Origin of the sequence: Ornithinimicrobium flavum (assembly GCF_004526345.1) — a bacterium.
GTDB lineage: Bacteria > Actinomycetota > Actinomycetes > Actinomycetales > Dermatophilaceae > Ornithinicoccus > Ornithinicoccus flavus.
Genome location: NZ_CP038213.1, coordinates 371,520 through 398,418, shown reverse-complemented (window position 1 = coordinate 398,418; position 26,899 = coordinate 371,520). Strand labels below are relative to the sequence as shown.

Annotated in this window: 25 protein-coding genes and 2 pseudogenes; 9 read left to right on the top strand and 18 right to left on the bottom strand. The window is 73.3% G+C overall.

Annotated features, from left to right (window positions below; translation table 11 throughout):
* Window positions 1–14 precede the first annotated feature (14 nt).
* Window positions 15–833 (bottom strand): zinc transporter ZupT, encoded by an 819-nt coding sequence (gene zupT / locus E3Z34_RS01865; protein ID WP_134772245.1) that lies wholly within the window; start codon window positions 831–833, stop codon window positions 15–17.
* A gap of 77 nt (window positions 834–910) precedes the next feature.
* Between zupT and E3Z34_RS01860 the strand changes: the two genes are divergently transcribed.
* Entirely contained in the window at window positions 911–1,432 is a 522-nt protein-coding gene (locus E3Z34_RS01860; RefSeq protein WP_134772244.1) for an O-acetyl-ADP-ribose deacetylase, read from the top strand.
* A 147-nt stretch (window positions 1,433–1,579) separates the two neighbouring features.
* Here E3Z34_RS01860 and E3Z34_RS01855 read toward each other — a convergent pair whose 3' ends face one another.
* The 9 genes from E3Z34_RS01855 to E3Z34_RS01820 form a co-directional block, all read right to left on the bottom strand.
* A complete protein-coding gene (locus tag E3Z34_RS01855) occupies window positions 1,580–3,076 on the bottom strand; it encodes a CYTH and CHAD domain-containing protein (protein WP_134772243.1) in 1,497 nt (498 codons plus the stop codon).
* A 29-nt stretch (window positions 3,077–3,105) separates the two neighbouring features.
* Window positions 3,106–4,083: an SPFH domain-containing protein gene (locus tag E3Z34_RS01850; RefSeq protein ID WP_134772242.1), complete on the bottom strand. Its 978-nt coding sequence runs from the start codon at window positions 4,081–4,083 to the stop codon at window positions 3,106–3,108.
* Window positions 4,084–4,128: 45 nt separating this feature from the next.
* Window positions 4,129–4,434, bottom strand: coding sequence for a ribonuclease E inhibitor RraB (locus E3Z34_RS01845; RefSeq protein WP_134772241.1), 306 nt, complete (start codon window positions 4,432–4,434; stop codon window positions 4,129–4,131).
* The gene (locus E3Z34_RS01840; RefSeq protein ID WP_134772240.1) at window positions 4,431–5,663 is read right to left on the bottom strand and encodes an MFS transporter; all 1,233 of its coding nucleotides are present in this window, start codon (window positions 5,661–5,663) and stop codon (window positions 4,431–4,433) included. The genes E3Z34_RS01845 and E3Z34_RS01840 overlap by 4 nt, the downstream gene beginning before the upstream one ends.
* Window positions 5,664–5,782: 119 nt before the next feature.
* Entirely contained in the window at window positions 5,783–6,895 is a 1,113-nt protein-coding gene (locus E3Z34_RS01835) for an ATP-binding protein (protein WP_134772239.1), read from the bottom strand.
* Between the two features lie 149 nt (window positions 6,896–7,044).
* Window positions 7,045–7,851 (bottom strand): amino acid permease, encoded by an 807-nt coding sequence (locus E3Z34_RS19350; protein WP_202977002.1) that lies wholly within the window; start codon window positions 7,849–7,851, stop codon window positions 7,045–7,047.
* Complete coding sequence (locus E3Z34_RS19345; protein ID WP_202977001.1) at window positions 7,848–8,495, bottom strand: amino acid permease; 648 nt, start codon at window positions 8,493–8,495, stop codon at window positions 7,848–7,850. The genes E3Z34_RS19350 and E3Z34_RS19345 overlap by 4 nt, the downstream gene beginning before the upstream one ends.
* Window positions 8,492–9,499: a threo-3-hydroxy-L-aspartate ammonia-lyase gene (locus E3Z34_RS01825; protein WP_134772238.1), complete on the bottom strand. Its 1,008-nt coding sequence runs from the start codon at window positions 9,497–9,499 to the stop codon at window positions 8,492–8,494. The genes E3Z34_RS19345 and E3Z34_RS01825 overlap by 4 nt, the downstream gene beginning before the upstream one ends.
* Entirely contained in the window at window positions 9,496–10,269 is a 774-nt protein-coding gene (locus E3Z34_RS01820) for an SIR2 family NAD-dependent protein deacylase (RefSeq protein WP_134772237.1), read from the bottom strand. Before E3Z34_RS01820 ends, E3Z34_RS01825 begins: the two co-directional genes overlap by 4 nt.
* 89 nt (window positions 10,270–10,358) lie before the next feature.
* On the opposite strand from E3Z34_RS01820, the gene E3Z34_RS01815 reads away from it, so the two are divergent.
* Together E3Z34_RS01815 and E3Z34_RS01810 are read left to right on the top strand one after the other, a co-directional pair.
* Window positions 10,359–10,985, top strand: a complete 627-nt coding sequence (locus tag E3Z34_RS01815; protein WP_134772236.1) for a hypothetical protein — start codon at window positions 10,359–10,361, stop codon at window positions 10,983–10,985.
* A 77-nt stretch (window positions 10,986–11,062) separates the two neighbouring features.
* Window positions 11,063–11,892 (top strand): annotated as a pseudogene (locus E3Z34_RS01810) (patatin-like phospholipase family protein).
* 52 nt (window positions 11,893–11,944) lie between these two features.
* Here the strand turns inward: E3Z34_RS01810 and E3Z34_RS01805 are convergent.
* Complete coding sequence (locus tag E3Z34_RS01805) at window positions 11,945–12,334, bottom strand: SRPBCC family protein (RefSeq protein WP_238695433.1); 390 nt, start codon at window positions 12,332–12,334, stop codon at window positions 11,945–11,947.
* 103 nt (window positions 12,335–12,437) lie between these two features.
* Window positions 12,438–12,968 carry an NADPH-dependent FMN reductase gene (locus E3Z34_RS01800; protein ID WP_238695297.1) on the bottom strand — a complete coding sequence of 177 codons (531 nt, stop codon included), beginning with the start codon at window positions 12,966–12,968 and terminating at the stop codon, window positions 12,438–12,440.
* Between the two features lie 86 nt (window positions 12,969–13,054).
* Between E3Z34_RS01800 and E3Z34_RS01795 the strand changes: the two genes are divergently transcribed.
* The 4 genes from E3Z34_RS01795 to E3Z34_RS19340 are packed head-to-tail and all read left to right on the top strand — an operon-like array spanning window position 13,055 to window position 18,472.
* Window positions 13,055–14,353, top strand: a complete 1,299-nt coding sequence (locus tag E3Z34_RS01795; protein ID WP_158288578.1) for a DUF2254 domain-containing protein — start codon at window positions 13,055–13,057, stop codon at window positions 14,351–14,353.
* Window positions 14,350–15,222 carry a mechanosensitive ion channel family protein gene (locus E3Z34_RS01790; RefSeq protein WP_134772233.1) on the top strand — a complete coding sequence of 291 codons (873 nt, stop codon included), beginning with the start codon at window positions 14,350–14,352 and terminating at the stop codon, window positions 15,220–15,222. The genes E3Z34_RS01795 and E3Z34_RS01790 overlap by 4 nt, the downstream gene beginning before the upstream one ends.
* Complete coding sequence (arsM, locus tag E3Z34_RS01785; protein WP_202977000.1) at window positions 15,219–15,977, top strand: arsenite methyltransferase; 759 nt, start codon at window positions 15,219–15,221, stop codon at window positions 15,975–15,977. Before E3Z34_RS01790 ends, arsM begins: the two co-directional genes overlap by 4 nt.
* Window positions 15,974–18,472: an AAA family ATPase gene (locus E3Z34_RS19340; RefSeq protein WP_134772231.1), complete on the top strand. Its 2,499-nt coding sequence runs from the start codon at window positions 15,974–15,976 to the stop codon at window positions 18,470–18,472. Before arsM ends, E3Z34_RS19340 begins: the two co-directional genes overlap by 4 nt.
* Window positions 18,473–18,511: 39 nt before the next feature.
* Here the strand turns inward: E3Z34_RS19340 and E3Z34_RS01775 are convergent, their stop codons facing one another.
* Both E3Z34_RS01775 and E3Z34_RS01770 read right to left on the bottom strand, forming a co-directional pair.
* A complete protein-coding gene (locus E3Z34_RS01775; RefSeq protein ID WP_134772230.1) occupies window positions 18,512–19,186 on the bottom strand; it encodes a response regulator transcription factor in 675 nt (224 codons plus the stop codon).
* 8 nt (window positions 19,187–19,194) lie between these two features.
* The gene (locus E3Z34_RS01770; protein ID WP_134772229.1) at window positions 19,195–20,526 is read right to left on the bottom strand and encodes a histidine kinase; all 1,332 of its coding nucleotides are present in this window, start codon (window positions 20,524–20,526) and stop codon (window positions 19,195–19,197) included.
* 162 nt (window positions 20,527–20,688) lie between these two features.
* On the opposite strand from E3Z34_RS01770, the gene E3Z34_RS01765 reads away from it, so the two are divergent.
* Together E3Z34_RS01765 and E3Z34_RS01760 are read left to right on the top strand one after the other, a co-directional pair.
* Window positions 20,689–21,597: an ABC transporter ATP-binding protein gene (locus E3Z34_RS01765; RefSeq protein WP_134772228.1), complete on the top strand. Its 909-nt coding sequence runs from the start codon at window positions 20,689–20,691 to the stop codon at window positions 21,595–21,597.
* Between the two features lie 92 nt (window positions 21,598–21,689).
* On the top strand, window positions 21,690–22,508 hold the full coding sequence (locus tag E3Z34_RS01760; protein ID WP_134772227.1) for an ABC transporter permease: 819 nt from the start codon (window positions 21,690–21,692) through the stop codon (window positions 22,506–22,508).
* A 101-nt stretch (window positions 22,509–22,609) separates the two neighbouring features.
* Here the strand turns inward: E3Z34_RS01760 and E3Z34_RS01755 are convergent, their stop codons facing one another.
* From E3Z34_RS01755 to dnaK, 4 genes and pseudogenes are all read right to left on the bottom strand, one after another.
* Window positions 22,610–23,050 carry a heat shock protein transcriptional repressor HspR gene (locus tag E3Z34_RS01755; protein ID WP_134772226.1) on the bottom strand — a complete coding sequence of 147 codons (441 nt, stop codon included), beginning with the start codon at window positions 23,048–23,050 and terminating at the stop codon, window positions 22,610–22,612.
* A gap of 6 nt (window positions 23,051–23,056) precedes the next feature.
* Complete coding sequence (locus E3Z34_RS01750; RefSeq protein WP_134772225.1) at window positions 23,057–24,097, bottom strand: DnaJ C-terminal domain-containing protein; 1,041 nt, start codon at window positions 24,095–24,097, stop codon at window positions 23,057–23,059.
* A 102-nt stretch (window positions 24,098–24,199) separates the two neighbouring features.
* Window positions 24,200–24,886, bottom strand: a complete 687-nt coding sequence (locus E3Z34_RS18450) for a nucleotide exchange factor GrpE (protein WP_134772224.1) — start codon at window positions 24,884–24,886, stop codon at window positions 24,200–24,202.
* Window positions 24,883–26,789 (bottom strand): annotated as a pseudogene (dnaK, locus tag E3Z34_RS01740) (molecular chaperone DnaK). The gene E3Z34_RS18450 and the pseudogene dnaK overlap by 4 nt, the downstream one beginning before the upstream one ends.
* Window positions 26,790–26,899: the final 110 nt, after the last annotated feature.

Genomic DNA, 26,899 nt, shown 5'->3' with positions numbered 1-26,899 from the left:
TGAGTCTGTTCCGCTCAACCCTGAGCGGGTGACAGCTGGAGCAGCTGGAGCGAGAGGACCATCACCACGGCCCCGAGGAGGAAGCCGACGAGGGTCTGGGAGTAGTGCGTCTCGTACCGACGGGCCGAGGGCAGCAGCTCCAGGAAGCTGACGGCCAGCATCATCCCGGCGACCAGGGCCAGGGTGAGGACCAGCCAACGGTCGGGCAGCACGGCGCTGAGGAGGAGGTAGCCGAGGACGGCCCCGACGGGCTCGGCCAGCCCGGAGAGCGTGGCCCAGAACAGCGCCTGCAGCTTGGACCGGGTCGCCGCGTAGATCGGCGCCGCGACGGCCAGCCCCTCCGGCACGTTGTGGATGGCGATGGCGACGGCCAGGGTGATGCCGCCCGACGGCCGCTCCAGGGTGGAGATGAAGGTGGCCAGCCCCTCGGGGAGGTTGTGCAGCCCGACGACCGCGGCGAGCAGCACGCCGCTGCGCAGGAGCCGGGGGTTGACCTCACCGGCGTTGATGCGGTCCAGCTGCTCGCCGCCGGCGATCTCGGCCGGGTTGATGTCGTGCGGGATGGCCTTGTCGATCCCCAGCACGGCGAGCGCCCCCAGCACGAGAGCCCCGCCGACCCACAGCAACGCCTCGGTCTCCCCCAGGTGGTCGCTGAGGTCGGTCACGGCCCCCGGGGCGATCTCGACCACCGAGATGGTGATCATGACCCCGGCCGCGAAGGCGAGCGCCGCGGCGAGCACGTCCCGCCGCAGCACCCGGGTGTGCGTGCCGAGCCACCCCCCGACGACGGTCGACAGGCCGGCGAGCAGGGTGACGACGAAGGCCAGCGCCACCCGTACCTCCTCGCCTGCAGGACCGTTGGCCCCCGATTGTGCCGCACCGGACGCGGATTCCTGCCAGCCTGGGGGGTATGCAGATCTCCGCCCACCTCGGCGACATCACCACCGAGCGCGTCGACGCCGTCGTCAACGCCGCCAACTCCTCCCTGTCGGGCGGTGGCGGGGTGGACGGGGCGATCCATCGCGCCGCCGGACCGGCGCTGCTGCAGGAGTGCCGGCAGGTGCGGGCCACGGTCTGGCCCGACGGGCTTCCCGTGGGCGAGGCGGTCGCGACCGGGGCGGGCGACCTGCCGGCCCGGTGGGTGGTCCACACGGTGGGACCGGACCGGCACCGCGGTCAGACCGATCCGGAGCTCCTGGCCTCGTGCTTCCGCCGCAGCCTGGAGGTCGCCGACGCGGTCGGGGCCAGGTCGGTCGCCGTCCCGGCCGTCAGCGCGGGGATCTACGGGTGGGACCCCGCCGTCGTGGCCGACGTCGCCGTGGCGGCCGTCCGCGCGTCCGCGGAGCGGGCCCGGACGGTCCAGGAGGTCCGGTTCGTCCTGTTCAGCCCGCAGGTCCTCGCCGAGTTCGAGCGGGCCCTCGACCCGGACTAACGTGCCGACGGGTGGGCACGGGCGCCGAGGTGGGCCAGCCGGCGCCGGGGAGCCACGGGCGCCGCGGGCAAGGGTGTGCACGAGAGACACCTCGGAGGGCGTCGCCTCAGGTGCACAGCCTTGCCTCGGACGCCTGGGACGCCCCCGTCAGAGGAGGGCGTCGTCCATCGCCCGCTCCCCGTCGAGCGCGGCACGCTCCTGCGCCTCCAGCTCCCGCCCGAGGAGGACGGCGTAGGTGAGCGTGGGCTCGCCGGCCTCCTCCGCGTCCTCGACCAGCTCACGCAGGCGGGCGGCGGCGACGCTCGCGTCCTGCATCGCCCCCAGCGTCTCCGTCACCTGCTCCCAGGCCTCGGCGTGCTCGGTCGCCGACCCGCCGAAGACCGGTGCGATCGCCTCCCACCCGTAGCGGGCGGCCTTGGCCCGTTTGCGCGTCTCGTGGAGCAGGTGCAGCCGGTCAGCGCCCTCCGCCAGCCCCGCCCGGCCGTGCTCCTTCGCCGCGCGCTCTGCTGCCTTCTCCACCAGGCCTGGGAGCACCGCGCGGGCCGACCGACGCGCCCTGCCGCGCCACGGCGGCTCGGCGACCAGGTCGACCAGGGCGTCGGTGAGCGCCAGGTAGCGCTCCCCGTCCAGCTCCTCCACCAGGACGGCGTGACCCCGTGCGTGCCGACCGGCCAGCTCCCCCTCGACCCGGCCCACGACCGGCCCTCGGACGAGGTCGGACGGGAGGGACCGGACCCGCTCGCCGACCCGCGCCCGCAGGACCTCCACGTCCCGGGGCGCGCCGAGCACCTCCCCCCACCACCTCAGCTCCTCGCGCACCGGGTCGGTGACCTCGCGGTCGAGCAGTCGTCGGAACGTCCGCAGGGCGCTGCGCAGCCGTCGTGCCGCCACCCGGGACTTGTGCACGGCGTCCGGCGCGTCGACCCGCAGACCCGCCTCCCGGCCGAGGATGACCGACACCTGCTCGAGCAGGTAGGCCCGCACCACCTCGCCCGCGCTGTCGTCCGGGGTGGGACCCGCACCGGCCTCGGCGCGGCGGGGACGGTCGCCCAACGCGCGGGCCAGCTTGGACGGCGAGGGCGACGCCGCCAGCCCCTGGGCCAGCAGCGCGGTCGCGATCCGGTCGAGCAGCGCCTCGTCCCCCGGACCGCCCTCCACGAGCTCGACCTCGACCTCGCGCCACCGCCGGCCCTCGGGCAGCGCGCTCACGTGGTCGTCGCACAGCTGGGCCACGACCCGTCCCCGCTCGTCGAGCAGGTCGGTCTCCTGCCGGACGGTCCGCAGGACGGCCGCCGGCACCAGCGTCCCCGCCGCGCCCTCGGGCAGCCCGTCGGGCAGGGCCTCGGCCACCGCCTGGCGGTGCCGCTCCGGCACCCGCATCCGGCCGGGGCTTTTCCCCAGCGGCGCGTGCAGCTCCAGCCGGGCGGACCCCCGCGGGAGCTTGAGGTGCCACCCCTCGTCCGCGCCCCCCTCCCGCCGCCGCAGGGTGATGCGGTGCCGGATCAGCAGGAGGTCCACCGTGTCCAGGTAGACGGCCCGCATCCGGTGCGTCCGAGTCTGCCCCACACCCACCACGCCGTCCAGTGACGGCGGGGGTGCGTCCGGGGCGATGTCGAACTTCCGCTCGACCTCGAGCTGCTCCATACCCCCATCCTGGCCTGCCGGCCCGGCGGTCACTCGGAGGGCTCGGCCTCCGGCGCCTCCTCGTCCTGCGTGGGCGCCGGTGAACCGCCGCTGCCGCTCGGGGTGGGACTGCTGCCGTCGACGATGATCGCCGGGCTGTCGCCCGACCCGGTCATCGCGCAGTTGAAGGTCGCCGGCAGGGGGCCGTTCTGGGCCACGTCCCAGGCGTTGACGATCTCCAGGCAGTAGCGCTGGTTCGCGGCCGGGGACAGCGCCCCTTCCGCCTCCCGGATCCGGACCGTCTCGGCGTCGATCTCCGCGCGGCGCTGCTCGTTCTGGGCCCGCTTGATGTCCTGCTGGGTGGTGAAGAGCCGGTCCACCGCCGCCTGCGTCGAGTCGTCCAGGTCGATCGCGGGGATGGAGACCGAGTCGATGACCACGCCGTAGGGGTCCAGGCTGCGCTCGACCTCGGTCCGCACCTGCTCGGCGATCTCGCGCTGGGAGATGATCGCGGTCGCGGCGGGGTAGGCGTTGGCGATGTTGATGACGGCGTCCCGGGCCGTGCGCTCCACCAGCGAGGCGCTCACCGACTCGAAGGTGCGGTAACGCTCCCACAGCAGCCGGGCACCGTCCTCGTCGCGCGACATCTGCCAACGGACGGTGGCGTTGATGAGCCCCTTGCCGCCACCGATCTCCTCGATCCCCTCGACGCCGCCACCGTCGCTGAAGCTCACCGAGATGCTCGACAGGTCGACGGTCTGGATCGTCTGGTCGAACTTCTCGACCGAGCTCCAGGGCGACTTGTAGTGGATGCCGCCGGTGTTGAGCGTGGAGATGTAGCGTCCCAGCGCCGTCTGGATCCCCACTTCGCGGTGGTCGAGCGTGACGAAGCTGTTGAGGGCCGTGTAGGCCACGAGCAGCACGGCGGCGACCGCACCCACCCAGCGCGAGCTGCGGACCCACCGCCCGGCGACGAACGCGACGAGCGCGATCACGGCCAGGGTGGTCGCGACGGTGAAGAAGGCCATGGGTGTCCCCCCGGGGTCAGGTCAGGTGAATCGTGTCGGGTCAGGTCAGGGTGCCGGCGGGCGGTCGTCACCCGGCTCGTCGTACCAGCCGCCGTTCTGACGGGCGACCTCGGTGAACCGTTCCCGCAACCCCTCGTAGGCACCGCTCCCGGACGTGTCGGGCAGCCGGGTGTCCTGGACGTAGACCGCCCACTCGTGGTCCTCGTCATCCTCCTCGGTCCGCGCGGCCTCGCGGACCACCCGCACCTGCTCGAACCCCTCCTCGCGCAGGTCCTCCGCCAGCTCCTCGGCGACCTCGCGGTCCGGGAGGATGATGAGGTGCTCGCTGCCGGGGTGGGGGGTGGTGCTCACGCACCCGAGGGTATGCGGCTCATCGGCTCCGGCGCCCGTAGCCACGCCAGTAGCCCCACGACGCACACGGCGCCGGTGACGGCGAACGCGGCGGGGAAGCCGAGCCGGTCGGCGACCAGCCCGATGAGGATCGGGCCGACGATGGCCCCACCGTCCTGCGCCATCTGGAAGGTCGAGAGCACGCGCCCGCCGCTGCGTTCGTTGCCGACGACGTCGGCGACCGTCGCCTGCTGGGCGGGGTTGACCATCCCGGCGCCGACGCCGGAGAGGAGGGAGAGGAGCACCAGCAGCCCGAGCGCGGCCTGCGTCCCGAGGCCGTCGAGCACGACCAGCCCCATCGTGCCCATCGTGGCCGCCATGACGCCCATCCCCGTGAGGACGAGCGGCCGCCGCCCCACCCGGTCGACCATCCGGCCGGAGAACTGCAGGGTCACGGCCGTGCCGACCGCACCGACTGCCAGCACCACCCCGGCCACCCAGGGCTGGTCCAGCACCGCCGCAGCCAGGAGCGGGAGCACCGCCATCCGCACCCCGAAGTTGTTCCACCCGTTCGCGACCCCCGAGACCAGCACCGCCCGGTAGGCGCCGTGCTGCCAGGCCTCCGCCAGGGTCATCGGCGCCGGCCGGGACGCGGCGTCCGGCGGCGGGCGCAGTCGCGCCCCACCGAGCCCGACGGCCACCACCGCGGCGGCGACCAGCAGGGCCACGGCATACACGACGAAGGGGGCCCGCAGGCCCCACTGCGCCACGAGGCCGCCCAGCAGCGGCCCCGCCATGCCACCGATGAGGAAGGCCGACCCGTAGGCCGAGGAGACCCGCCCGCGGGCGCTGGGCGGGGCCAGCCGCACCAGCAGCGCCATGGCCGAGATGGTGAACATCGTCGACCCGATCCCGCCGAGGCCGCGGAAGAGCAGCAGCTGCCAGTAGGACTGGGCGAAGGCCGTGGCGAGGGAGGAGACGGCCACGACGAGCAGCCCGGCGAGGTAGACGGGCCGCTCCCCCAGGCGCTCGACCAGGGCGCCGCCGGCCGGGGCGAAGACGAGGCGGAAGAAGGCGAAGGCGGAGACGATGACCGAGGCCGCGGCCACCCCGACGTCGAAGGAGCGCGCGTACGCCGGCAGCACGGGCGAGACGATGCCGAAGCCCAGGGCGATGACGAAGGCCGCCCCGACGAGGATCCAGATCTCCCGGGGGATGGTCACCCGCGAGGACGAGGCGGTGGTCGACACGCGTCCAGTGTCGCAAGACGGTCGGACCGCGGCGCCGCCGGGCGAGCGGGCCAGCGCCGGGCGCGCAGGATCCGGCCGGGCGAGCAGGTCCGGTATGCGGTCAGCGTGCGGCGGTCGCGTCAGCCCCGGGGGAGCCGGCGCAGGTGCTCCCGCAGGTAGGGCAGGGCGAAGTCCACGCGCCCGTGCCCGGTGGCGACGACGAGCTCGCGCTCGATGAGACGGGTGCGCTGGACGTTCTGGTGGCCCTTGGTGACACCCAGCCGGGAGGCGATGTCCGCGGTCGCCGACGGGCCGTCGTCCACCGCCATCGCGCGCAGGTAGGCCAGCTGACCCTCCGGGACGCCGCGCAGGGCCGGGGCGTGCACCAGCCGGCTCATCCGCTCCTCCACGACGGGCAGCGTGGCCTCCACGTCCGCGGCGGTCAGGACGCCGTCCTCGCCTGCGGCCCGCCACGCGTGGTAGCCGACGAGCTGCAGCAGGTAGGGGTAGCCGTGGACCAGCTCGACCAGTCGCGCGGTGGCCTCCTCGCTGATGACCCGACCCGCGTCGCGCACCGTCTGCACCGCCGCCGCGGCCACCTGCTCGTCGGTGAGCGGGGCGAGGTGGATCCGCTCGGCCCGCCGCAGGAAGGTCGTGCCCCGCTGCTCCAGCAGGGCGTCGATGCCGGTCGGCAGACCGGCTGCCGCGAGCGCCACCTCCGCGTCGTCACGGACGAGGTGCTGGTAGCCCGAGGCGAGCCGGGCGAGGTCGTCCGGCGGGGCGGCCTGCACCTCGTCCAGCGACAGCAGGAGACCGGACCCGTGCTCCTGGACCAGCTCGGCCAGCCGGGAGAGCATCCCCGTCAGCGACTCCGTCACCGGGAAACGCTCGGCGACCTGCGTCGACACCGACCCCAGACCGCCGACCCCGCCTCCGGTGAGTCTCCGTCGCAGCGCCTGCGGGTCCCGCTCGGCGAGCAGCGAGGGCAGGATCGCCTCCTCGAGCTCCTGCACCAGCCGCGGCCCCTCAGGCAGCCTCAGCACCAGCCAGCCGCGGGTCCGCGCCCGTTCCTCCAGCTCGCCGAGGAGCACCGTCTTGCCGATCCCGCGCGCGCCGCTCACCAGGACCGACCGCATGGGGGAGCCCGGGCCCTCGTCGAGCCCGACGTCGAACTCCTCGATCACGTCGTCACGACCGGCGAGCACGCGAGGGCTCACGCCGAAGCTGGGGCGGAAGGGGTTGGAGGTCGGCACGCGCACTCCTCTCGTGCGGTCGGACGGGGTGGTGCAGGCGCACCGGCCTGGCAGGAGTCACTCCACTGCCAGTCGGCGTTATACCTGTTATACCTGTCGAGACTGTTATACCTGTTATACCGCCGACGGCCCTGCGGCGGCCGCCCTGCTCACACCGACAGCCACCCGGACGTCATCCCCTGGAGCGCGACCCCGGCGGTGACGACGAGCAGGGCCAGCAGCCCCCACTCGACCGGGCCGGCGAAGACGGGGCGGCCCTGCTCGCGGCGGCTCCAGGCGTGGACCGCCAGCCCGACGACGTAGAAGAGGGCCGTCATGAGCAGGTACTCCAGCCCGCCGGCGTAGATGAGCCAGACGGCGTAGACGGTGGCGATGAGCGTCGCGGACACCGCGAGCGCCCTGTTGCCCCGCCCCCGGAGCGCGAGCCGCAGTGCGTAGGCCGCGGCGAGCAGGTAGGGCACCAGCATCGTCGAGCCCGCCATGAGGATGACGTCGTAGTAAGAGGACCCTCGGAAGTGGGCCCAGACGAGAGCGACCTGCAGCACGACGGTGGTGAGCAGGATCGCGGTCCGCGGCACCCCGGGGCGCGGCTCGTCGCCGAGGACGCGGGGCATGGCGCCCGCCCTGGAGGTGGCCGAGAGGATCTCCGCGCACAGCAGCAGCCAGGCGAGGAACGCGCCCCCGACCGACACGAGCAGCCCGACGGAGATGAGCAGCGCACCCCACCGGCCCACCGCCGCCTCGAGGATCCCGGCGAGGGAGGGGTCCTGCAGCTCGGCCAGCTCCGGCCGCGTCAGGATGCCGGCGGAGAGCAGGTTGACCGCGATGAGCATGGTGATGACGAGCAGGAAGCCGCCGACGGTCGCCTTGCCCATGTCACCGGGCTTTCGCGCCCGCCGCGCGTAGACGGCCGCTCCCTCGATGCCGAGGAAGGCCCAGACGGTGACGAGCATCATGGCCCGCACCTGGTCGAAGACCGGCCCGAGCCCTCCTGCTGCCCCCACAGGTCGGCGGTGAAGACCGCCGGGTCGAAGTGGACCGCGGCGAGCACCACGAAGATGAGCAGCGGGATGAGCTTGGCCGCCGTGACGACCGTGTTGACCCCGCCGGCCTCCCGCACGCCGCGGAGCAGCAGGAAGGTGTAGAGCCACAGCAGGACGGAGCCCGCGGCGATCGCCGGCCAGTTCGTGCCGTCCCCGAAGACGGGGAAGAAAAGCCCGACCGTGGAGAAGATGAGCACCAGGTAGGCCAGGTTGCCCAGCCAGGCGCTGATCCAGTAGCCCCAGGCGGCCAGGAACCCGGGCAGCGGCCCGAAGCCGTCCCGGGCGTAGCCGTGCAGACCGCCCTCGGGGTCCTCGGCATACCGGCCCAGGAACTGGAAGGTGAGCGCCAGCGCGAGCATGCCCACCCCGGTGACGAGCCAACCGATGAGCAGGGCCCCCGGCGCCGCGGGGCCGGCCGCCATGTTCTGGGGGATCGAGAAGATCCCCGCCCCCACCATCGAGCCCACCACCAGGGCGGTGAGCATGAAGACACCGAGGCGAGGCTCCTGCGACCCACCTGGGGGCGGCACCTGCCGGGAGCGGACCTGCTGGGTCATGCGAACCCCTCCTGCCGGGCCACGAGGGTGGCGAACCGCTCCAGGTCGACGTTGCCGCCGCTGAGCACGACCCCCACGCGCCCGCCCGGCGTGCACGGGACGGCGCCGGCGAGCACGGCGGCCAGCCCGAGCACCCCGGTGGGCTCGACGACCTGCTTCAGCGTGGTGGCCATCACCCGCATCGCCCCGACCAGCTGGTCGTCCGACGCGGTGACGACCCCGGTCACCCGGTCCCGGATGATCGGGAAGGTGAGCTCGCCGAGGGCGAGCGTCTGGGCCCCGTCGGCGATGGTCCGGGGCGTCTCGATCCGGACGATCTGGCCGGCGGCGATCGACCGACGGGCGTCGTCGCCGGCCTCCGGCTCGACACCCCACACCTCTGCCTCGGGCGCCAGTGCCGCGACCGAGAGCAGCGAGCCGGCGAGCAGCCCGCCCCCGCCGAGCGGGGTGACGACCGCGTCGAGGTCCGGCACCTCCTCGAGCAGCTCCTTGACCGCCGTGCCCTGGCCGGCGATGACGTCGGGGTGGTCGTAGGGCGGCACCACCGTGGCCCCGGACTCCTGGGCGATCCGGCGGCCGATCTCCTCGCGGTCCTCGCGGTAGCGGTCGTAGCGGACGACGGCGGCGCCGTAGCCCTGCGTGGCGGCGACCTTGGCCGCCGGGGCGTCGTGGGGCATGACGATGGTGGCGGGTATGCCGAGCTCCCGGGCTGCGAGCGCGACGGCCTGGGCGTGGTTGCCCGAGGAGTAGGCGACGACGCCCGCCTCGCGCCGGGTCCCGGCGAGCCGCGACAGGGCGGTGTAGGCCCCGCGGAACTTGAAGGCGCCCACCCGCTGCAGGTGCTCCGCCTTGAGGAAGACCTGGCACCCGGCCAGCTCGTCCAGCCGCCGGGAGGTCACGACGGGGGTGCGGTGGGCGACGCCGTCCAGGAGGTCCGCCGCAGCCTGGACGTCGGCCCAGGTCGGAGGCTCGGGAACGGGCGCCGCGCGGGGGGTCGTGCTCACGTGTCCAAGAGTGCCACCAGCGCCGGGAGCGCGGTGGCCGCCGTCGTACGCCAGACGTGGTCGGCCGCCTCGGTCACCTCGGTCTCGCGGGGGTTGACCTCGACGACCGGCACGCCGCGGGCCCCGGCGAGGTGCGGCACGGTGGCCGCGGGATGGACCAGCCCGGAGGTCCCCACGACCAGCACGAGGTCAGCCTCCTGGGCCGCCTCGACCCCGGCGAGGAAGGCCTCCTGCGGCAGCGCCTCGCCGAACCAGACCACCCCCGGGCGCACCGGCTCGCCGCACCGGTCGCAGGGCGGCGGCTCCAGCGCCGCGACCGGCTCCTCCAGCTCGGGGTAGGCAGCCCCGCTGGACGCCCCGCACCGGCTGCAGCGGAGCGCGAAGAGGTCACCGTGCAGGTGGGCCAGGACGTGCGCACCGCCCCGTTCGTGCAGGTCGTCGACGTTCTGCGTGACGACGTCGAGCCGCACGCCCTGCCGCCGCTGCCACTCCCCCACGGCGAGGTGACCCGCGTTGGGCTGCGACCGCCGCACCAGGGTGGCCCGCCACGCGTACCACGCCCACACCTGCTCCGGGTCGTCCTCCCACGCCGTGGGCGTGGCCAGCTCCATGGGGTCGAAGCGCTCCCACAGCCCGACCTGGACGTCGCGGAAGGTGGGGATGCCGGACTCCGCGGACATGCCGGCCCCGGTGAGGACGCAGACCCGTCGGGCGGACCTGGCCAGGTCGAGCACGGGCTGGGGCACCTCGACGGGGGAGGGGGACGTCATACCCCCAGTCTCGCGCCCGCCGACGCCGGTCCGGCACCGGGCCCCGCTCGCGGTGGGAGCACCGTCGGCGGGTGTGGTTTCCTCGAGGTATGACGTCCCGCCGGCCCCGCTCCCGCCCCCCGCTCCCCCTCCTCGCCCTGGGTGCGGTGCTGCTCGCCGGGTGCGCCGGTCCGGACGGGGAGGACGAGCCGACCGTCGCGCTCACCGCGACGAGCCCCGCCGGGACGACCGCCACGGTCACCGCGACCGAGACGGTCAACGCGACCGGGGCGGGCACCGACGCGACCGTCGCCCCCACCTCCAACCCCGACGCGGCCGTCCCCGAGGGTTCCGGGTGCGCCCCCGGGTCGGAGGACCTTCCCGACGGCCGGTGGTACGGCCAGGTCGAGGAGGTCGACGACGGGACCCTGGACTTCAACCTCATGTGCTGGTTCGTCGGCGAAGAGGCCTACCAGGCCGCGGAGGAGGACGGCCTGGACGCGCTCGAGGTCCCCAACGACTACTACGTCCGGGACCAGAACCCGGCGTTGCGCGAGGTGGCCTGGGACGCCGACGCCACGGCCCTGCACCACCCCACCGGTGACCCGGCCGACACGCAGGAGCTCACGGTCGCGGAGTGGGGCGAGGCCCTGGCCGCCGGCGACGTGTACTTCAACGTCTGGCTGACGGTCGAGGGCGGTGAGGTCACCCGGCTCGAGGAGTTGTGGGTGCCGTGACCCCGGAGGCCCTGGAACACCCGGAGGCCCTGGAGCCGACCGTCACCGGGACCGCCCTCATCTTCGAGGGCGGGGGCATGCGGGCCTCCTACACCTCGGGGCTGGTGGTGGCGCTGCTGGAGGCCGGGCTGCACCTGGACTGGGTGGGCGGGATCTCCGCCGGGTCCAGCAACGCCGTCAACTACCTCTCGCGCGACCCGTGGCGGGCACGGCACAGCTTCACCGACTTCGCAGCGGACCCCCGGTTCGGCGACTGGCGCACCTTCGCCCGCGGTCAGGGCCTGTTCAACGCGCAATACATCTACGAGGAGACCTCCCTGCCCGGCCAGGCGCTCCCCTTCGACTGGGAGACCTTCCACGCCGGCCGGCAGCGGTTGCGGATCGGGGCGTTCAACGCCACCACCGGCGAGCAGGTGCACTGGGGCCGCGAGGACGTCCCCACCCTGCGCGACCTTATGGTCCGGGTCCGGGCCTCCTCGACGATGCCGGTGGTCATGCCACCGGTGACCATCGACGGGCAGGTCTACGTCGACGGCGCGCTGGGACCGGCCGGCGGGATCGCGCTGGACGCCGCCCGGGCGGACAGCTACGAGAGGTTCCTCGTCGTGCTCACCCAGGAGCGGGGCTACGTCAAGACCCCCCAGCGCGGTGACCTGGTGCTCCGGCGCTGGCTGCGCTCCATGCCCACAGTGGTGGAGGCCCTGCGGGAGCGCCCGGCGCGCTACAACGCCACCCGCCGGGAGCTCCTCGAGCTCGAGCGGAGGGGTCGGCCTACCTCTTCGTGCCGGAGCGGATGCCGGTCGGCAACGGCGAGCGGTCGGTCGCCCGGCTGCGCGCCAGCCACGAGGCGGGGCTGGCGCAGGCGCGGCGCGAGCTGCCCGCGATCCGGGCGTTCCTGGGGGCGTGACGACGGCGGGCCGGCGGGGCACCGGGCACCCGCGGGGCGCCGGCCTCAGGCCTCAGGCCTCGCGCTCGACGATCCCCTTGATGGTCTCCAGGGTGCGCGGGATGCTCGCGTGCGCGGACTCGGCGCGGTGGGCCAGGACCTCCTGCGCCTGCTCGCCGTACTTCCGGGCGAAGTGTCCGTGGAGCGGGGGCAGGACCTCCCAGGTGTGGGTCAGCCGGGTGCCGCCCTCGACCGGGGCCATCAGGTAGCCCCACCGCACGAAGCCGTCCCCGACCTCCCAGACGAATTCCTCGCCCGGCCGTGCGCTGACGACCGTTGACGTGGTGGTCCACTCCTTGGTGCCGTCGTCGTTGTGACCGAGGAACTGCGCGCCCTCGCCGGTGCGCTCCGGGTCGACCCACTCGGCCCGGCGGCACACGGGTGACCACTCCCCGGTCCTCATGATGTCGCTGACGACGTCGTAGACCTGCTGGGGGGTCGCCGCGACGACCAGGGAGCCTTGGGTGGCGAGCTGCTGCATACCGCTCAACCTAACGGGGGGCGGGTCAGACGGTGGCGGGCACCATGGCCTCGAGGGCGGCGTAGAGCTCGACCAGCTCACCGGCCGGGGCCGCGTCGAGCATCTCGCCCTCCGGGGTGAGGTGGGTCGTGAAGGACAGGCCCGGGCCGACGACCGGGACGGCCTTGACGTGCGCGAGCACCGGCACGAGGGCGGTGACGGCACGGGCCGCGCCGCCCCAGCCGTAGCCCACGACCCCGATCGGCTTGCCGTCCCACTCGACGTAGATGCTGTCGATGGCGTTCTTCAGCGGCGCGGGGTAGCTGGCGTTGTACTCCGGGACGGCGACGATGAGCGCGTCGTAGCGCTGGACCGTCTCCGACCAGGCGATCGTGCTGGGCTCGGTGTAGTCGGCCAGCTTCGGGTGGTTGAGGTCGGACAGGAACGGCAGGTCCAGCTCCGCCAGGTCCACGATCTCGGCCTCGACGCCCTCCGGGGCGTGCTCGGCGACCCAGGCGGCCACCCTCGGGCCGATGCGGGTGGGGCGGGTGCTGCTGACGACGATGCCGATCCTCATGCTGACGTCAATCAAGGTGAAGCGTCACTTATTCCCGGCTCCACCCCATCCGACCGGCGCCGCCCGTCTGCGCCAGGATGGGGCCCATGAGCGAGCCCGAGGACCAGGACGAGCTCGGCGCGCTGCCCCAGACCCGCTCGATCAGCCGGTGGGACCGGCTGTGGCGCCCCTTCTGGGTCCTGCCCACGGTCATCATCGTCCTGGCCACCCTGGCGGGGATCTTCATGCCGGAGCTGGACCGGGGCCTGGACGACGAGCTGCCCTACTTCTTCCCCGGCGGCGCGAGCGGGGCCCGCGACATGCTCGGGAACATCGCCGGGGCGATGATCTCGGTGACCGGCCTGGTCTTCTCCATCACCATGGTCGTCATCCAGCTGGCCAGCAGCCAGTACAGCCCCCGCGTCCTGGGCGACTTCCTCTCCAGCCGCGTCACCCAGGTCACCCTCGGGATCTTCGCGGCGAGCTTCACCTACGCGCTCACCGTGCTCCGCTCGGTGCAGGGTGAGTCCGGTGAGGGCGGGTCGTTCGTGCCCCAGGTGTCGGTCACGCTGGGCTTCCTGCTGGTGCTGGCCAGCGTCGGGATGTTCCTGGCCTTCATCCACCACATCACCAACTCGATCCAGGTCTCCTCGATCGTCTCCCACCTCGGTGACGCGACGGTGGACGTCGTGGACCGCTACCTCCCCCACCCGGACACGCCCGGGTCCCGGCTGGGACTGAGCAGCTGGGAGCCAGGGCCGGATCTCACCGCCCAGACGCTGGAGGCCGTCGAGCACGGTGCGGTGGTCGAGGTGGACCACCGGCGGCTGGTCTCCTGGGCGGCCGAGCGGGACGTGGTCGTCGAGATCCTGCTGCAGGTGGGTGACTTCGTGCCCGAGGGGGCACCGGCGGTGAGGGTATGGCCCAGGGCCGGGGCCGAGGAGGTGGACGAGGACGACCTGAAGCCGCTGCGCGGCATGGTCGTCGTGGAGAAGGACCGCTTCTTCCACCAGGACCCGTCCTTCGGGGTGCGCAAGCTCGTCGACATCGCCGAGCGCGCGCTGTCCCCCGGCATCAACGACCCGACCACCGCGATCCAGGTCCTCGACGAGCTGCACCGCATCCTCCGCATGGTCGTGCTCCGTGCCGAGCTGCCCGCGCTGGTGACCCGGGAGGGCACCGTGCGCCTGGTCCACCGGCCGCAGCGCGTGGAGCAGCTGGTCGACCTGGCCCTCGCCGAGCCGCTGCACTACGGCAAGGACACCCTGCAGGTCCCCCGGCGCGTCGTGGCGATGCTCGAGGACCTGCTCACGGTCGCCCTGCCCGACCACCGGCCCGGGCTGCGCCGGTGGCTGGCCGCCGCCCGCGCACAGGTCGGGCCGGTCGGGGAGGTGGGGGAGGGATGAGCGACGCGCTCGAGGGTCTGGAGCTGCCGCCGGTCACCCTGGTGGGGGTCGGCCTGGGCCTGACCGTCCTCGTCGTCGGGATCCTCCTGGCGCAGCTCGTGCGGGCGCTGGTGACCCGCACCCTGTCCTGGCGGGGGCGCAGCGAGAGCTCGGCCCGGGTCTTCGGCCGCCTCGTGTCCTGGCTGGTCACGGCGCTGGCGGTCGGGGCCGCGGTCACCGTGACCTTCCCGAGCATCCGTCCGGTCAACCTGCTGGGCGGGATCGGGGTCGTCTCCATCGCCGCCGGCATCGCCTTCCAGACGGTGCTGGGCAATATGTTCGCCGGCATCGTCATCCTCACCCGTGACAAGTTCCGCGTCGGTGACCAGATCTCCGTGGGCGAGCACCGCGGCACGGTCGTCCACATGGGTCTGACCAGCACGTCGGTGCGGACCTTCGACGGCCGGCTCGTGCTCGTGCCGAACGGCACCCTCCACTCGGAGGTCGTCACCGTCCAGACCGGCTTCGAGCACGTCCGCAGCTCGGTGCTCGTCGACGTCGCCGACACCGCGGACCTGGACCGGGCCGCGAGGGTGGCGGTGGACGCGATGCGGGCCCTGCCGCAGGTCCTGGACGACCCCGGCCCGGAAGCCTTCCTCACCTCGATCGGGACCGCCACCGTCCAGCTGGAGCTGCGCTTCTGGTCCGGAGCCCGTCAGCTGGAGACCAAGGAGGCCACGCACGCCGTGGTCATGGCCGTCCTGGACGCCTTCGCCGAGCACGACGTGGAGGCCGGCTCCGACGTGGTCACGATCGACGCCGGTCCGCGCCTGACCCGGCTGCTGGTCCGGCCCGAGGACCGGGAGGGCGGCGTAGCATCGACATCGTGAGCCAGACCCAGGACGAGATCCGTGAGCAGGTCCGGCAGCGGTACGCCGCGGCCGCGCAGGGAGCCACCGGCTGCTGCGGGGGTGGTGCGGTGCCGGTCGAGCTGACGACGGACCGGACCGGCACCCAGGTCTTCGGCCGCAGCCTCTACGGGGAGGAGGTCGCCGGCGCCGAGGACGCGGTGGCGGCCTCGCTGGGTTGCGGCGTCCCGACCGCCGTCGCCGACCTCCACCCGGGCGAGGTCGTGCTCGACCTCGGGTCGGGAGCCGGCGGGGACGTGCTCATCTCCGCGCGCCGGGTCTCCCCCGGCGGGCGCGTCATCGGCCTGGACATGACCGAGGAGATGCTGGAGCTGGCCCGCCGCAACGCGGCCGCGGCCGGGGTCGACAACGTCGAGTTCGTGCAGGGCTACCTCGAGGACGTCCCGCTGCCGGACGACTCGGTCGACGTCGTCATCTCCAACTGCGCGATCAACCTGGCCGCCGACAAGTCGGTCGTCCTCCGGGAGGCGGCCCGGGTGCTGCGCCCCGGAGGCCGGTTTGCCGTCTCCGACGTGGTGGCCGACGCAGGGATGGACGCCGCGACCCGGGCCGACATGGAGGCTTGGACCGGGTGCATCGCGGGGGCGCTCACGGAGAGCGACTTCCGGTCCGCACTCAGCGACGCCGGGTTCGTCGACGTCGAGATCAGCCCCACCCACCGCGTCCACGAGCACGCCGCCGCGGCCATCGTCCGGGCCCGCCTGCCGCAGGGGTGACCGGCTCGATCGGCGTCCGCGGGGCGCGCCTGCACAACCTGCGCGACGTCGACGTCGACCTGCCACGGGGCGCTCTCGTCGCCGTCACCGGGGTGTCGGGCTCGGGCAAGTCCAGCCTGGCGTTCGGCACGATCCACGGCGAGGCGCAACGCCGGTACCTGGACTCGGTCGCGCCGTTCGCCCGCCGGCTCATCCACGCGGCCGTCGACCCGCAGGTGCGTGACGTCACCGGCCTGCCCCCGACGGTGGCGCTCGAGCAGGGCCGGGCGGGGGGTATGTCGTCCCGCTCCTCGGTCGGCACCGTCACGACCGCCGGGAGCACGCTGCGGATGCTGTGGTCGCGGTGCGGGGACTACCCGGCCGGTGCGCAGCCGATGGACTCCGACCACTTCTCGGTCAACACGGCCCTCGGCGCGTGCCCGGCGTGCGGCGGGCTCGGGACGCAGCACGTCCCGACCGAGGCCTCGATGGTGCCGGACCCGACCCTCTCGATCGCCGAGGGCGCCGTCGCCGCGTGGCCCGGGGCGTGGCTGGGCAAGAACTACCGCGACATCGTCGCCACGCTGGGGCACGACGTCGACGCACCGTGGCAGGACCTGCCGGCGCGGACGAGGGACTGGATCCTCTTCACCGACGAGCAGCCGGTGGTCACCGTCGTCCCGACGCGGGACCCGGAACGGATCCAGCGGCCCTACCAGGGCACCTTCTCCTCCGCCTCCCGGTACGTGCTGCGGACCCTGGCGGAGACGCGGTCACCCAGCCAGCGGCGCCGGGCCCTACGTCACGTGGAGTCCCGGCCGTGCGAGGTGTGCGACGGGCGCCGGCTGCGGCCCGAGGCGCTGGCCGTCACCTGGTCGGGCCTGGCGATCGACGAGGTGGCCGTGCTGCCGGTGTCCGCGCTCCTCGGTCCCCTGGAGCGGCGCCTCACCTTCCTGGCGGGACAGCAGGTGGGGCTCGAGGCGCGGGCCCAGGCCGAGCGGGTCCTGCTCGACGACCTCTGCGGGCGGCTGCGGCTGCTGGTCGAGCTCGGGCTCGGGCACCTGGCGCTCGGACGACCGACGTCGACCGTCTCCTCCGGGGAGCTCCAGCGGCTCCGTCTGGCGACGGCGCTGCGCTCAGGCCTGTTCGGCGTCGTCTACGTGCTCGACGAGCCCTCGGCCGGCCTGCACCCCCGGGACACCGACCGCCTGGTGCGTCTGCTGCGCGACCTCGTCGGCGCCGGCAACACCGTGCTCGTCGTCGAGCACGATATGGCCGTGGTGCAGCGCTGCGACTGGGTCGTCGACGTCGGCCCGGGCGCCGGCACCGGGGGTGGGCGGGTGCTCTGGTCCGGACCGCTGCCGGGGCTGGCCGCCGTCGAGGGGTCGGTCACCGCGCAGTACCTCCACCGGCCCGTGCACCCGGAGGAGATCCGCGGCTCGGCACCCCGCGCCGGCACCGGGGTCCTCACGCTGACCGGTCTGTCCCGGCACACCGTCCGCGGGGTGGACGTCGACCTGCCCCTGGGCGCCCTGACGGTGGTCACCGGCATCTCCGGCTCGGGCAAGACGAGCCTGCTGGACGCGGTCCACGACGTGGTCGGCGCGGAGCTGGCACGGGTCGAGGACGAGCCGGAGCTGGAGGACGAGGCGGACGCGACCGACGACGGCGTCGATCCGGCGCGGCCGGGCGGGGTCGGGACGGCCGGGGACGGCGAGGGACCTTCACCCGCCGCGCGGGCGAAGGCCCGCGGCCACGGCATACCCGGTCGGGTGGTGCGGATCACCCAGAAGCCGATCGGACGGTCCCCACGTTCGACCCTGGCGACCTACACGGGGCTGTGGGACCACGTGCGCAAGGCCTTCGCCGCGAGCCCGGAGGCCCGGGCGCGTGGCTTCACGGCGAGCCGGTTCAGCTTCAACACCGCGGCGGGACGGTGCGCGACCTGCCAGGGGGAGGGTGCCGTGGCGGTGGAGCTCCTCTTCCTGCCCGGCACCTACTCCGCCTGCCCCGACTGCGCCGGCGACCGCTTCGGCCCCGAGACGCTGCAGGTGCGGTGGGAGGCACCGGACGGGCGGCTGCTCACCGTGGCGGACCTGTTGCGGCTCACCGTGACCGAGGCCCGGGTCGTGCTGGCAGGCCTCGCCCCGGCGCGTCGGGCGCTGTCCGCCCTGGAGGCGCTGGGCCTGGGCTACCTCACGCTGGGTCAGCCGGCCACCGAGCTCTCCGGCGGAGAGGCGCAGCGGATCAAGCTGGCCACCGAGCTGCAGAAGGAGCGCCGGGCCCCCACGCTCTACGTCATGGACGAGCCCACGTCCGGCCTGCACCCGGCCGACGTGCACCGCCTGCTGGCCCAGCTGCACACCCTCGTCGATGGCGGCCACACGGTCGTCCTCGCCGAGCACGACCCGGCCGCGGTGGCCACCGCCGACCACGTGGTCGAGGTCGGTCCGGGCGCCGGGGACGACGGCGGGCGGGTGGTCCGCGCCGGGCCGCCGTCGCGTCCACCGGGCTGAGTCGATCACCGGTCCGGGGTCCGGCCCAACCGGCAGGCGTCAGCTCTCCGCGTCGTGGACGAGCAGCGCCACCTGCACCCGGTTGGTGAGGCCGAGCTTGGCCAGGATGCTCGAGACGTGCGCCTTCACGGTGGGGACGCTGAGGTAGAGCTCGCGCGAGATGTCGGCGTTCGAGCCTCCGCCGGCGACGGCCCGGGCCACCTCGACCTCACGGTCGGTGAGCCGGGCCAGCGCGTCCCGGGCACGCGCGGCCCGCTCGTCCCGGGGCGAGCCGTCAGACCCTCCCGCCCCATCGGCCACCTGGCGCACAAGCAGCGCCGCGACCGACGGTGACAGCGCATGGTCGCCCCCGGCCACCTCGTGCACGGCCGCGACCAGCCGGGGTGGAGGCGTGTCCTTGAGCACGAACCCGCGCGCCCCCGCCCGCAGTGCCTCCAGGACGTAGGCGTCCGCGTCGAAGGTCGTCAGGATCAGCACCTTGGTCCCGGGATAGGTCCGGAGCAGCTCACGGGTCGCCTCCAGCCCGTCCACCCGAGCCATCCGGATGTCCATGAGCACCACGTCGGGCCGGTGCCGACCGACCAGCTCGACGACCCGGTCGCCGTCGTCCCCCTCGGCCACCACGTCGACCCCGTCCGGTCCGCCGAGCATCATCCGCAGCCCGGCCCGCACCAGGGCGTCGTCGTCCACGAGCACGACCCTGGGTCGCGCCATACCCTCGCTCACCGCGTCCTCCTCCCACCGTCCGGCCAGGGCAGCGACGCGCGCACCACGAAACGGCCCGCCTCGGCACCAGCCGAGAACCGCCCGCCCGCGAGCTCCACCCGTTCAGCCATCCCGGTCAGACCGCGACCGCCGGACCGCAACGTCCCCTCCCCCACCGCAGCCGTGGGGTTGGTCACCTCGATGCGCAGCCCGTCGGCCTCCCCGCCGTCGATCTGCACCGTCACCGGTCTCCCGCCGGCGTGCTTGCGCGCATTGGTGAGTGCCTCCTGGACCACCCGGTAGGCGTGCCGGCCGGCGCTCGCCGGCAGCGTCACCAACCGGGGCCACAGGTCCTCCTCGGCCAGGAGACGGACCTCCTGACCGCTGCTGGTCACCTCGGCGACGAGGAGGGGTATGTCGCTCAGCCCCGGCTGGGGCGCCTCGACCCGGGAGCCCCGGACCCCCTCTCCGTCCTCCCGCAGCAGACCGAGGACCTCGCGCAGCTCGTCCAGCGCCTGGTGCGCACCGACGCGCACGACCTCGGCGGCCTCGGCCCGCTCCGTCTCGGACAGGTCGGGTCGGTGCGCCAGCACCCCGGCGTGCATCGCCACGAGGGAGAGCCGGTGCGCAAGCACGTCGTGCATCTCCCGGGCGATCCGTGCACGTTCCGCCAGCTGGGCCTGGGCGACCCTGGCGGCCTGCTCGCTGAGGGAGGTCTCCGCCTGCCGCCGCCAGCTGGCGACCAGCTCGCGGCGTGAGCCGATGTTCCACCCGACGAGCACGATGACGCCGTACATCAGGATCATGAAGGCCGCGTAGACCAGGTTGTCGAGGAGCCATCCCCGGCCGGTGAGGCTCTGCCCGAACTCCTGGGGCACGGTGACGCGGGCGATGGTGTTCTCGTGGAACATCCCGGCGGCCAGGTTGAGGACACCGAGCCAGACGATCGGCGCCAGCCGCCGGCGGGTGGCCAGCGAGAAGGCCACGAGCAGCGCCGCAGGCGCGCCCATGAGAGAGACCGCCGACAGCACCACCGTGACGACCCCGATCCACACCGGCGCGCGGCGGCGGAAGGCGGCCAGCACCAGGATCACGTGGCCGACCGCAAGGTCGAGCAGGAGCAGGGCGACGACCCGCCCTGTGGCCGGTGTCTCCCCGGGCCCGTCGGACATCATGACGACCGGGGCGGTGTAGGCCAGGAAGAGGAGCATCCCGGCGAGCCAGGCCACGAAGAGGCGCCAGCCGTTGCTCCACAGCGGCAGGCGCTCGAACGGTCGCGCCGCGCCACCCGACACCCCCAGCGGCGCCGGGGGCGCAAGGGTGGACACCCGGCCCGTAGGGTTCGACATACCGCAAGGGTAGGTGCCAGGTCCGACGGGACCCACCACCCATCGTCGCGTGCACCCCCTCCTTCGGTATGCCGTCCGCAGCCCCTGCCGCCGACCATCGACCCCCTCGGTGCCGACCGGCGGCCGATGTAGGGCCGGCTCGGTGGGCGTGAGGCTGAGGCCATGATCACGATCGAGAACCTCACCAAGCGCTACGGCTCCTTCACGGCCGTCGACGACATCACCTTCACCGCCCGACCCGGGCGGGTCACCGGCTTCCTCGGACCCAACGGGGCCGGCAAGTCCACCGCGATGCGGATGATGGTCGGCCTGACCTCCCCGACCGCGGGGACGGCCCGGGTCCTCGGCCGCCCCTACCGCTCCCTGCCCACCCCGACCCGCCATGTCGGGGTCATGCTCGACGCCACCGCCCAGCACGCCGGTCGTACCGGTCGGGAGACCCTGGCCCTGGCCGCGGCCATGGCGGGGATGCCGCGGTCCGCGGTGGACGCCTCGCTCGAGCGGGTCGGCCTGAGCCGACGCGAGGCCGGCCGCCGCGTCGGCAACTACTCCCTGGGTATGCGGCAGCGCCTGGGCCTGGCAGGTGCGCTGGTCGGCGACCCCCAGGTCCTCATCCTCGACGAGCCCGCCAACGGGCTGGACCCGGCCGGTATCCGCTGGATGCGCGGACTGCTGCGCGACTACGCCGCCGACGGCGGCACCGTGCTCCTCAGCTCGCACCTGCTGCACGAGGTCGAGCAGATCGCCCAAGACCTGGTGCTGATCGGCCGCGGTCGGATCGTCGCCCAGGGCACCAAGGAGGAGCTGCTCCGCAGCACCGGCACCGTCGTCGGGTCCCCGGACCTGACCACGGTGGGACAGGCACTGCGACGGGCCGGCTTCGAGGTCACGCCACGGTCGGCCGAGCTGGTCACCAACGCCACCGCGGAGCAGGTCGCGCGGCTGGCCCTCGCCGAGCAGCTGCTCGTCACCGAGCTGCGCACCAGCCCCGGCGGCGCGCTGGAGGACATGTTCATCCAGCTCACCGCCGACGATGCCCGTGAGGACGTCACCGAGGGCGCGGCGGCATGAGTCACCTGAGGTCAGCCGCGGCCGTCGGCCACCCGTCGACGGAGTCGGCACCAGCCCCGCCCACCCGACCACTCACGTCCAGGAGGACCCCCATGACCACCACGACAGATCGAGTCCGAGTCCCGAGCCCTTCCACCGACCGAGCAGCCCACCCCGCGATCGAGAGGGTCGGAGGCGCGTCCTTCGGCCGCCTGCTCGGCACCGAGCTGCGCAAGCTCGTCGACACCCGGAGCGGGCGCTGGGTGCTCCTTGCCATCCTCGCCCTCACCGTGGTCGCGATGGCCGTCCCCCTCTGGCTCGGCCGGGACACCGGGAGCGGGATGCTCAGCCTCCTGGTCGCCGCCAACATCCCCCAGGCCATCCTCCTCCCGGTCCTGGGCATCCTGACGGCGGCCAACGAATGGAGCCAACGCACCGCACTCATCACCTTCACCCAGGAGCCCCGGCGGGTCCGGGTCATGGTCGCCAAGACGGTGGCCGTCGTCCTGCTCGGTATGGCGGTGCTGGCGTTGTCCATCCTCGTCGCCGGCCTCGCCCATGTCGCCTCCCGCGCGGCCGTCGGCGGTGAGATCGACCTGTCCCTCGGCTGGACGCTGCTCGGACACCTCGTGGTGATCCAGGCCCTGGGCGTCCTGACCGGAGTTGCCTTCGGCGCTCTCTTCCTGAGCGTCCCCCTCGGCATCGTCGCCTACGTGCTCGTGCCCACCCTGTCCCCGCTGGTCTTCATGACCACGGCGTGGCTGCGGGAGCACGCCGCCTGGTTCGACCTGGCCACCGCCCAGGCTCCGCTCCTGGGCAGCCAGGCCCTCACCGGCGAGCAGTGGGCCCAGGTGGGCACCACCGGTGCCCTGTGGATCCTGCTCCCCCTCACGGTCGGCTTCTGGCGGGTGGTCCGCAAGGAGGTCAAGTGAGCGGACCGGTCGGCTGACCCGTGGGTCTGCCCGGACCAGAAGGGCCCTTGTGCACCTGCCGATGAGGTGCACAAGGCCCGCTGCTCGCTGCCGGCGTCGCCTCAGTCCTCGAAGGGCCAGCCCTGCGGCCGCCAGAGCGTCAGCGAGGTGCCCGGCGAGGTCGCCCGCGGGCGGGTGCCGGCGCGCAGCGCCACCACCTCACCGTGGCGGCCGGCCGCAAAGACCCGGGGCAGCCGGCCGACGGCCTCACGCAGCGCGTGGTTCTCGGCGGTGAGCCGGGCCACGCGCGAGCGCAGCTCCTCGACCTCGTTCTCCAGGTCGAGCGTGCGGCGGATCCCGGCCAGCCCCACGCCCTCGGCGGAGAGCCGCTGCACCTCGCGCAGGCGGTCGATGTCTCGCGCGGAGTAGCGGCGGCCACCGCCGCGGGTGCGGGAGGGCACGACCAGGCCGAGGCGGTCGTACTGCCTCAGGGTCTGGGCGTGCATCCCGGCGAGCTCGGCCGCGACCGAGATCACGTAGACGGGAGTGTCACGGTCGACCATCGCTCATCACGCCCTCGCTCGCTGCAGGAGGTGGGCCCGCGGGTCGACCCCGTCGGCCTCGGCCTGCAGCACCTCGACGGCCTCGCGGGCCTTGTCGCTGAGCCGCTGCGGCACGACGACCTGCACCTTGGCCAGCAGGTCCCCGGCGCCGCTCTTGCCCTGGATGCCCCGGCCCTTGACACGCAGGACCCGCCCGGAGGGCGTGCCTGGCGCGACCTTGACGCGCACGGTGGACCCGTCGAGGGTCGGGACCTGGACGGTGGCACCGAGCGCCGCCTCGGCGAAGGTGACCGGCAGGTCCACGGTGAGGTGGTTGCCGTCCCGGCCGAAGACGGGGTGCGGACGGACCGTCACCGTGAGGTACATGTCCCCGTGTTCACCACCCTGGACGGGCGCGGGCATCCCCTTGCCCCGGAGCCGGATCTTCTGGCCGTCCTTCACACCGGCCGGGATCCGGGTGGTGATCGTGCCGCCGTCGGGCTTGCTCAGGGTGACGGTCTCACCGTGCGCGGCGGCGCGGAAGTCGATGGAGGTGGTGGCCTCCACGTCCTGGCCCTTCATCGGCGCCCGCCGACCGCCGCCGGGGAAGCCCTGCGCCCCACCGGGGAAACCGCCCTGCCCACCGCCGGGCTGGAAACCGCCCCCACCGGCGAACGCGCCGAGCAGGTCCTCGAGATCGATGCCGCCCTGGCCCCCGGTCGAGAAGCGCACGTTCTGCGCCCCGCCCCCGGCACCGAACATCTGGGCGAAGACGTCCTCGAAGCCGCCTGCGCCACCGGCACCACCGGCCCCCGCGGTGAAGCGGGCCCCGCCGCCCATGGCGCGGACGGCGTCATACTGCTTGCGCTGCTCGGGGTCGGAGAGCACCGCGTAGGCCTCGCCGACATCCTTGAACCGCTGCTCGGCCGCCTTGTCACCCGGGTTGGAGTCCGGGTGGTGCTGGCGCGCCAGCTTGCGGTAGACCTTCTTCAGCTCCTTGGCGTCCACGTCCTTGCTGACGCCGAGGATCGCGTAGAAGTCCTTCTCGAACCAGTCCTGGTTGACCATTGCGTGCTCACCTCCTTGAAGGTTGATTGTCCCCCACCGGGGCGCGCGGCGTGGGTGGCTGCGAATCCGCCGCGCCACGCGCCCGGTGGGAGGGTATGCCGCTCAGCTCGGGTCGGCGACCGCCACTCGGGCGGCGCGGACGACCTGGCCGGCCACGGTGAAGCCCGGCTGCACGACCTGCACGACCGTCATCTCCGTGGCGCCCTCGGGGAGCTCGACACCCGGGCTGTCGGCCGGCAGGTGCATGAGCGCCTCGTGGACGTTCGGGTCGAAGACGTCGCCGACGTTGCCCGTGCGCTCGACGCCGAAGCGGGCGAGGATCTGCTCCAGCTTCTCGGCCATCGCCGCCAGGGGAGTGCCCTCCTCGAGCTCTCCGTGCTCGCGCGCGGAGTGGATGTCGTCCAGCAGCGGCAGCATGGCTTCAACGACGGCACCGGTGGCTCGGGTCCGGTCGGTCTCCCGCTCCCGCTGGGTGCGGTTGCGGAAGTTGACGAACTCGGCCTGCATCCGGCGCATCTCCTCGAGCCGCTCGGCGGCCAGGAGCGTGTCGGGGTGACTGTCGCCGTCACCGCTCCCGCCCCCGGGCACCTGGCCCCCGTCGCTCTCGACGGACGTGTTGACGGCAGCCTCAGCCGGGGCACCTTCGGCCCCGGCCGAGGGCGGCTGCTCCCGCTGCCGCGGCTGACCGGTCTCGGGGTCGATGCGCCGCTTGTCGCGGATCACCGGTCCGCGGCCGGTGGCCTCCTCCTCGGAGGGGCCACCGGTCGCGGTCCGGTCGGCGTCGGTCACTTGGTGTCCTCGTCGTCGACGACCTCGGCATCGACCACGTCACCGTCCTGGTCGGAGCCGCCCCCGGCCGCGTTCGGGTCGACGTCGGCCGCCCCGGTCGCGTCCTGGAAGCCGGCGCCGGCGCCCGCACCCTCGGCCTGCTGCGCGGCATACAGGGCCGACCCCATCTTCTGGGACTCGGTGGAGAGGGTCTCCATCTTGGCCTTGATGTCGTCCAGCGACGCGCCGCTGTCGGCCTTCAGCGCGTCCTTGAGGTCGGTCAGCGCGGTGTCGACCGGGCCCCGCGCGTCGGCCGGGACCTTGTCACCGGAGTCGGCGAGGAACTTCTCGGTCGAGTAGACCAGCTGCTCGGCGGTGTTGCGGAGCTCGGTCTCCTCCTTGCGCGCCTTGTCCTCCTCGGCGTGCGCCTCGGCGTCCTTGATCATCCGCTCGATCTCGTCCTTCGGCAGCGCCGAGCCGCCGGAGATCGTCATCGACTGCTCCTTGCCCGTGCCACGGTCCTTGGCGGAGACGTGCACGATGCCGTTGGCGTCGATGTCGAAGGTGACCTCGATCTGCGGCACGCCACGGGGGGCCGGGGCGATGCCGGTGAGCTCGAAGTTGCCCAGCAGCTTGTTGTGCGCGGCGATCTGACGCTCACCCTGGTAGACCTGGATGCCCACCGACGGCTGGTTGTCGCTGGCCGTGGTGAAGACCTCCGAGCGCTTGGTCGGGATCGCCGTGTTGCGCTCGATGAGGGTGGTCATGATGCCGCCCTGGGTCTCGATGCCCAGGCTCAGCGGGGTGACGTCGATGAGCAGGACGTCCTTGCGGTCACCCTTGAGGACACCGGCCTGCAGGGCGGCGCCGACGGCGACGACCTCGTCCGGGTTGACGCCCTTGTTGGGCTCCTTGCCGCCGGTCATCTTCTTGATGAGCTCGACGACGGCCGGCATGCGGGTGGAGCCGCCGACGAGGACGACGTGGTCGATCTCGGACACGGAGATGCCGGCGTCCTTGATGACCTGGTCGAACGGCGCCTTGGTCCGGTCCAGCAGGTCGGAGGTCATCTGCTCGAACTGCGCGCGGGAGAGGGTCTCGTCCAGGTGGATCGGGCCGTTCTCACCCATCGACAGGTACTGCAGGTTGATGTTGGTGCTGCTCGAGGACGAGAGCTCCTTCTTGGCCTGCTCGGCGGCGTCCTTGAGTCGCTGCAGGGCGATCTTGTCCTTGGCCAGGTCGACGCCCGACTGGTTCTTCACCGTGGTGACCAGGTGGTCGATGATGCGCTGGTCCCAGTCGTCACCACCGAGCTTGTTGTCACCGTGGGTGGCGCGGACCTGGATGGTCGCGAAGCCGTCCTCGGCGTCCTTGCCGACCTCGAGCAGGGAGACGTCGAAGGTGCCTCCACCGAGGTCGAAGACGAGGATGAGCTCGTCCTCCTTGCCCTTGTCCAGACCGTAGGCGAGCGCCGCGGCGGTGGGCTCGTTCACGATGCGCAGGACATTGAGGCCGGCGATCTCACCGGCGTCCTTGGTCGCCTGACGCTCGGCGTCGTCGAAGTAGGCCGGCACGGTGATGACCGCGTCGGTGACGGGCTCACCCAGGTAGGACTCGGCGTCGCGCTTGAGCTTCATCAGCGTGCGGGCGCTGATCTCCTGGGGGTGTACTTCTTGTCGTCGATCGTGGTGCTCCAGTCGGTGCCCATGTGGCGCTTGACGGAGCGGATGGTCCGGTCGACGTTGGTGACGGCCTGCCGCTTGGCGACCTCACCGACGAGCACCTCGCCGTTCTTGGCGAAGCTGACGACGGACGGGGTGGTGCGACCGCCCTCGGCGTTCGCGATGATCTCCGGCTCGCCGCCGGTGAGGACGGCGACCGCCGAGTTGGTGGTGCCGAGGTCGATGCCGACTGCACGTCCCATGCGGGTTTTCTCCTTCGGTATGAGGTGCGCCTCACCCGGGCGGGCGGCGACGCGGTTGACACGGCTGCACTCAACTCTGCGGAGTGCGCCAGTCATTGTCAAACCAGCGC

Bases quoted from the DNA above. Each gene is read 5' to 3' on its own strand.
- E3Z34_RS01860 (WP_134772244.1), top strand. From the start codon at position 911: ATGCAGATCTCCGCCCACCTCGGCGACATCACCACCGAGCGCGTCGAC.
- E3Z34_RS01855 (WP_134772243.1), bottom strand. From the start codon at position 3,076: ATGGAGCAGCTCGAGGTCGAGCGGAAGTTCGACATCGCCCCGGACGCA.
- E3Z34_RS01850 (WP_134772242.1), bottom strand. From the start codon at position 4,083: ATGGCCTTCTTCACCGTCGCGACCACCCTGGCCGTGATCGCGCTCGTC.
- E3Z34_RS19350 (WP_202977002.1), bottom strand. From the start codon at position 7,851: ATGATGCTCGTCACCGTCTGGGCCTTCCTCGGCATCGAGGGAGCGGCC.
- E3Z34_RS19345 (WP_202977001.1), bottom strand. From the start codon at position 8,495: ATGACCCAGCAGGTCCGCTCCCGGCAGGTGCCGCCCCCAGGTGGGTCG.
- E3Z34_RS01820 (WP_134772237.1), bottom strand. From the start codon at position 10,269: ATGACGTCCCCCTCCCCCGTCGAGGTGCCCCAGCCCGTGCTCGACCTG.
- E3Z34_RS01815 (WP_134772236.1), top strand. From the start codon at position 10,359: ATGACGTCCCGCCGGCCCCGCTCCCGCCCCCCGCTCCCCCTCCTCGCC.
- E3Z34_RS01805 (WP_238695433.1), bottom strand. From the start codon at position 12,334: ATGAGGACCGGGGAGTGGTCACCCGTGTGCCGCCGGGCCGAGTGGGTC.
- E3Z34_RS01800 (WP_238695297.1), bottom strand. From the start codon at position 12,968: ATGAGGATCGGCATCGTCGTCAGCAGCACCCGCCCCACCCGCATCGGC.
- E3Z34_RS01795 (WP_158288578.1), top strand. From the start codon at position 13,055: ATGAGCGAGCCCGAGGACCAGGACGAGCTCGGCGCGCTGCCCCAGACC.
- E3Z34_RS01790 (WP_134772233.1), top strand. From the start codon at position 14,350: ATGAGCGACGCGCTCGAGGGTCTGGAGCTGCCGCCGGTCACCCTGGTG.
- E3Z34_RS01775 (WP_134772230.1), bottom strand. From the start codon at position 19,186: ATGGCGCGACCCAGGGTCGTGCTCGTGGACGACGACGCCCTGGTGCGG.
- E3Z34_RS01770 (WP_134772229.1), bottom strand. From the start codon at position 20,526: ATGTCGAACCCTACGGGCCGGGTGTCCACCCTTGCGCCCCCGGCGCCG.
- E3Z34_RS01765 (WP_134772228.1), top strand. From the start codon at position 20,689: ATGATCACGATCGAGAACCTCACCAAGCGCTACGGCTCCTTCACGGCC.
- E3Z34_RS01760 (WP_134772227.1), top strand. From the start codon at position 21,690: ATGACCACCACGACAGATCGAGTCCGAGTCCCGAGCCCTTCCACCGAC.
- E3Z34_RS01755 (WP_134772226.1), bottom strand. From the start codon at position 23,050: ATGGTCGACCGTGACACTCCCGTCTACGTGATCTCGGTCGCGGCCGAG.
- E3Z34_RS01750 (WP_134772225.1), bottom strand. From the start codon at position 24,097: ATGGTCAACCAGGACTGGTTCGAGAAGGACTTCTACGCGATCCTCGGC.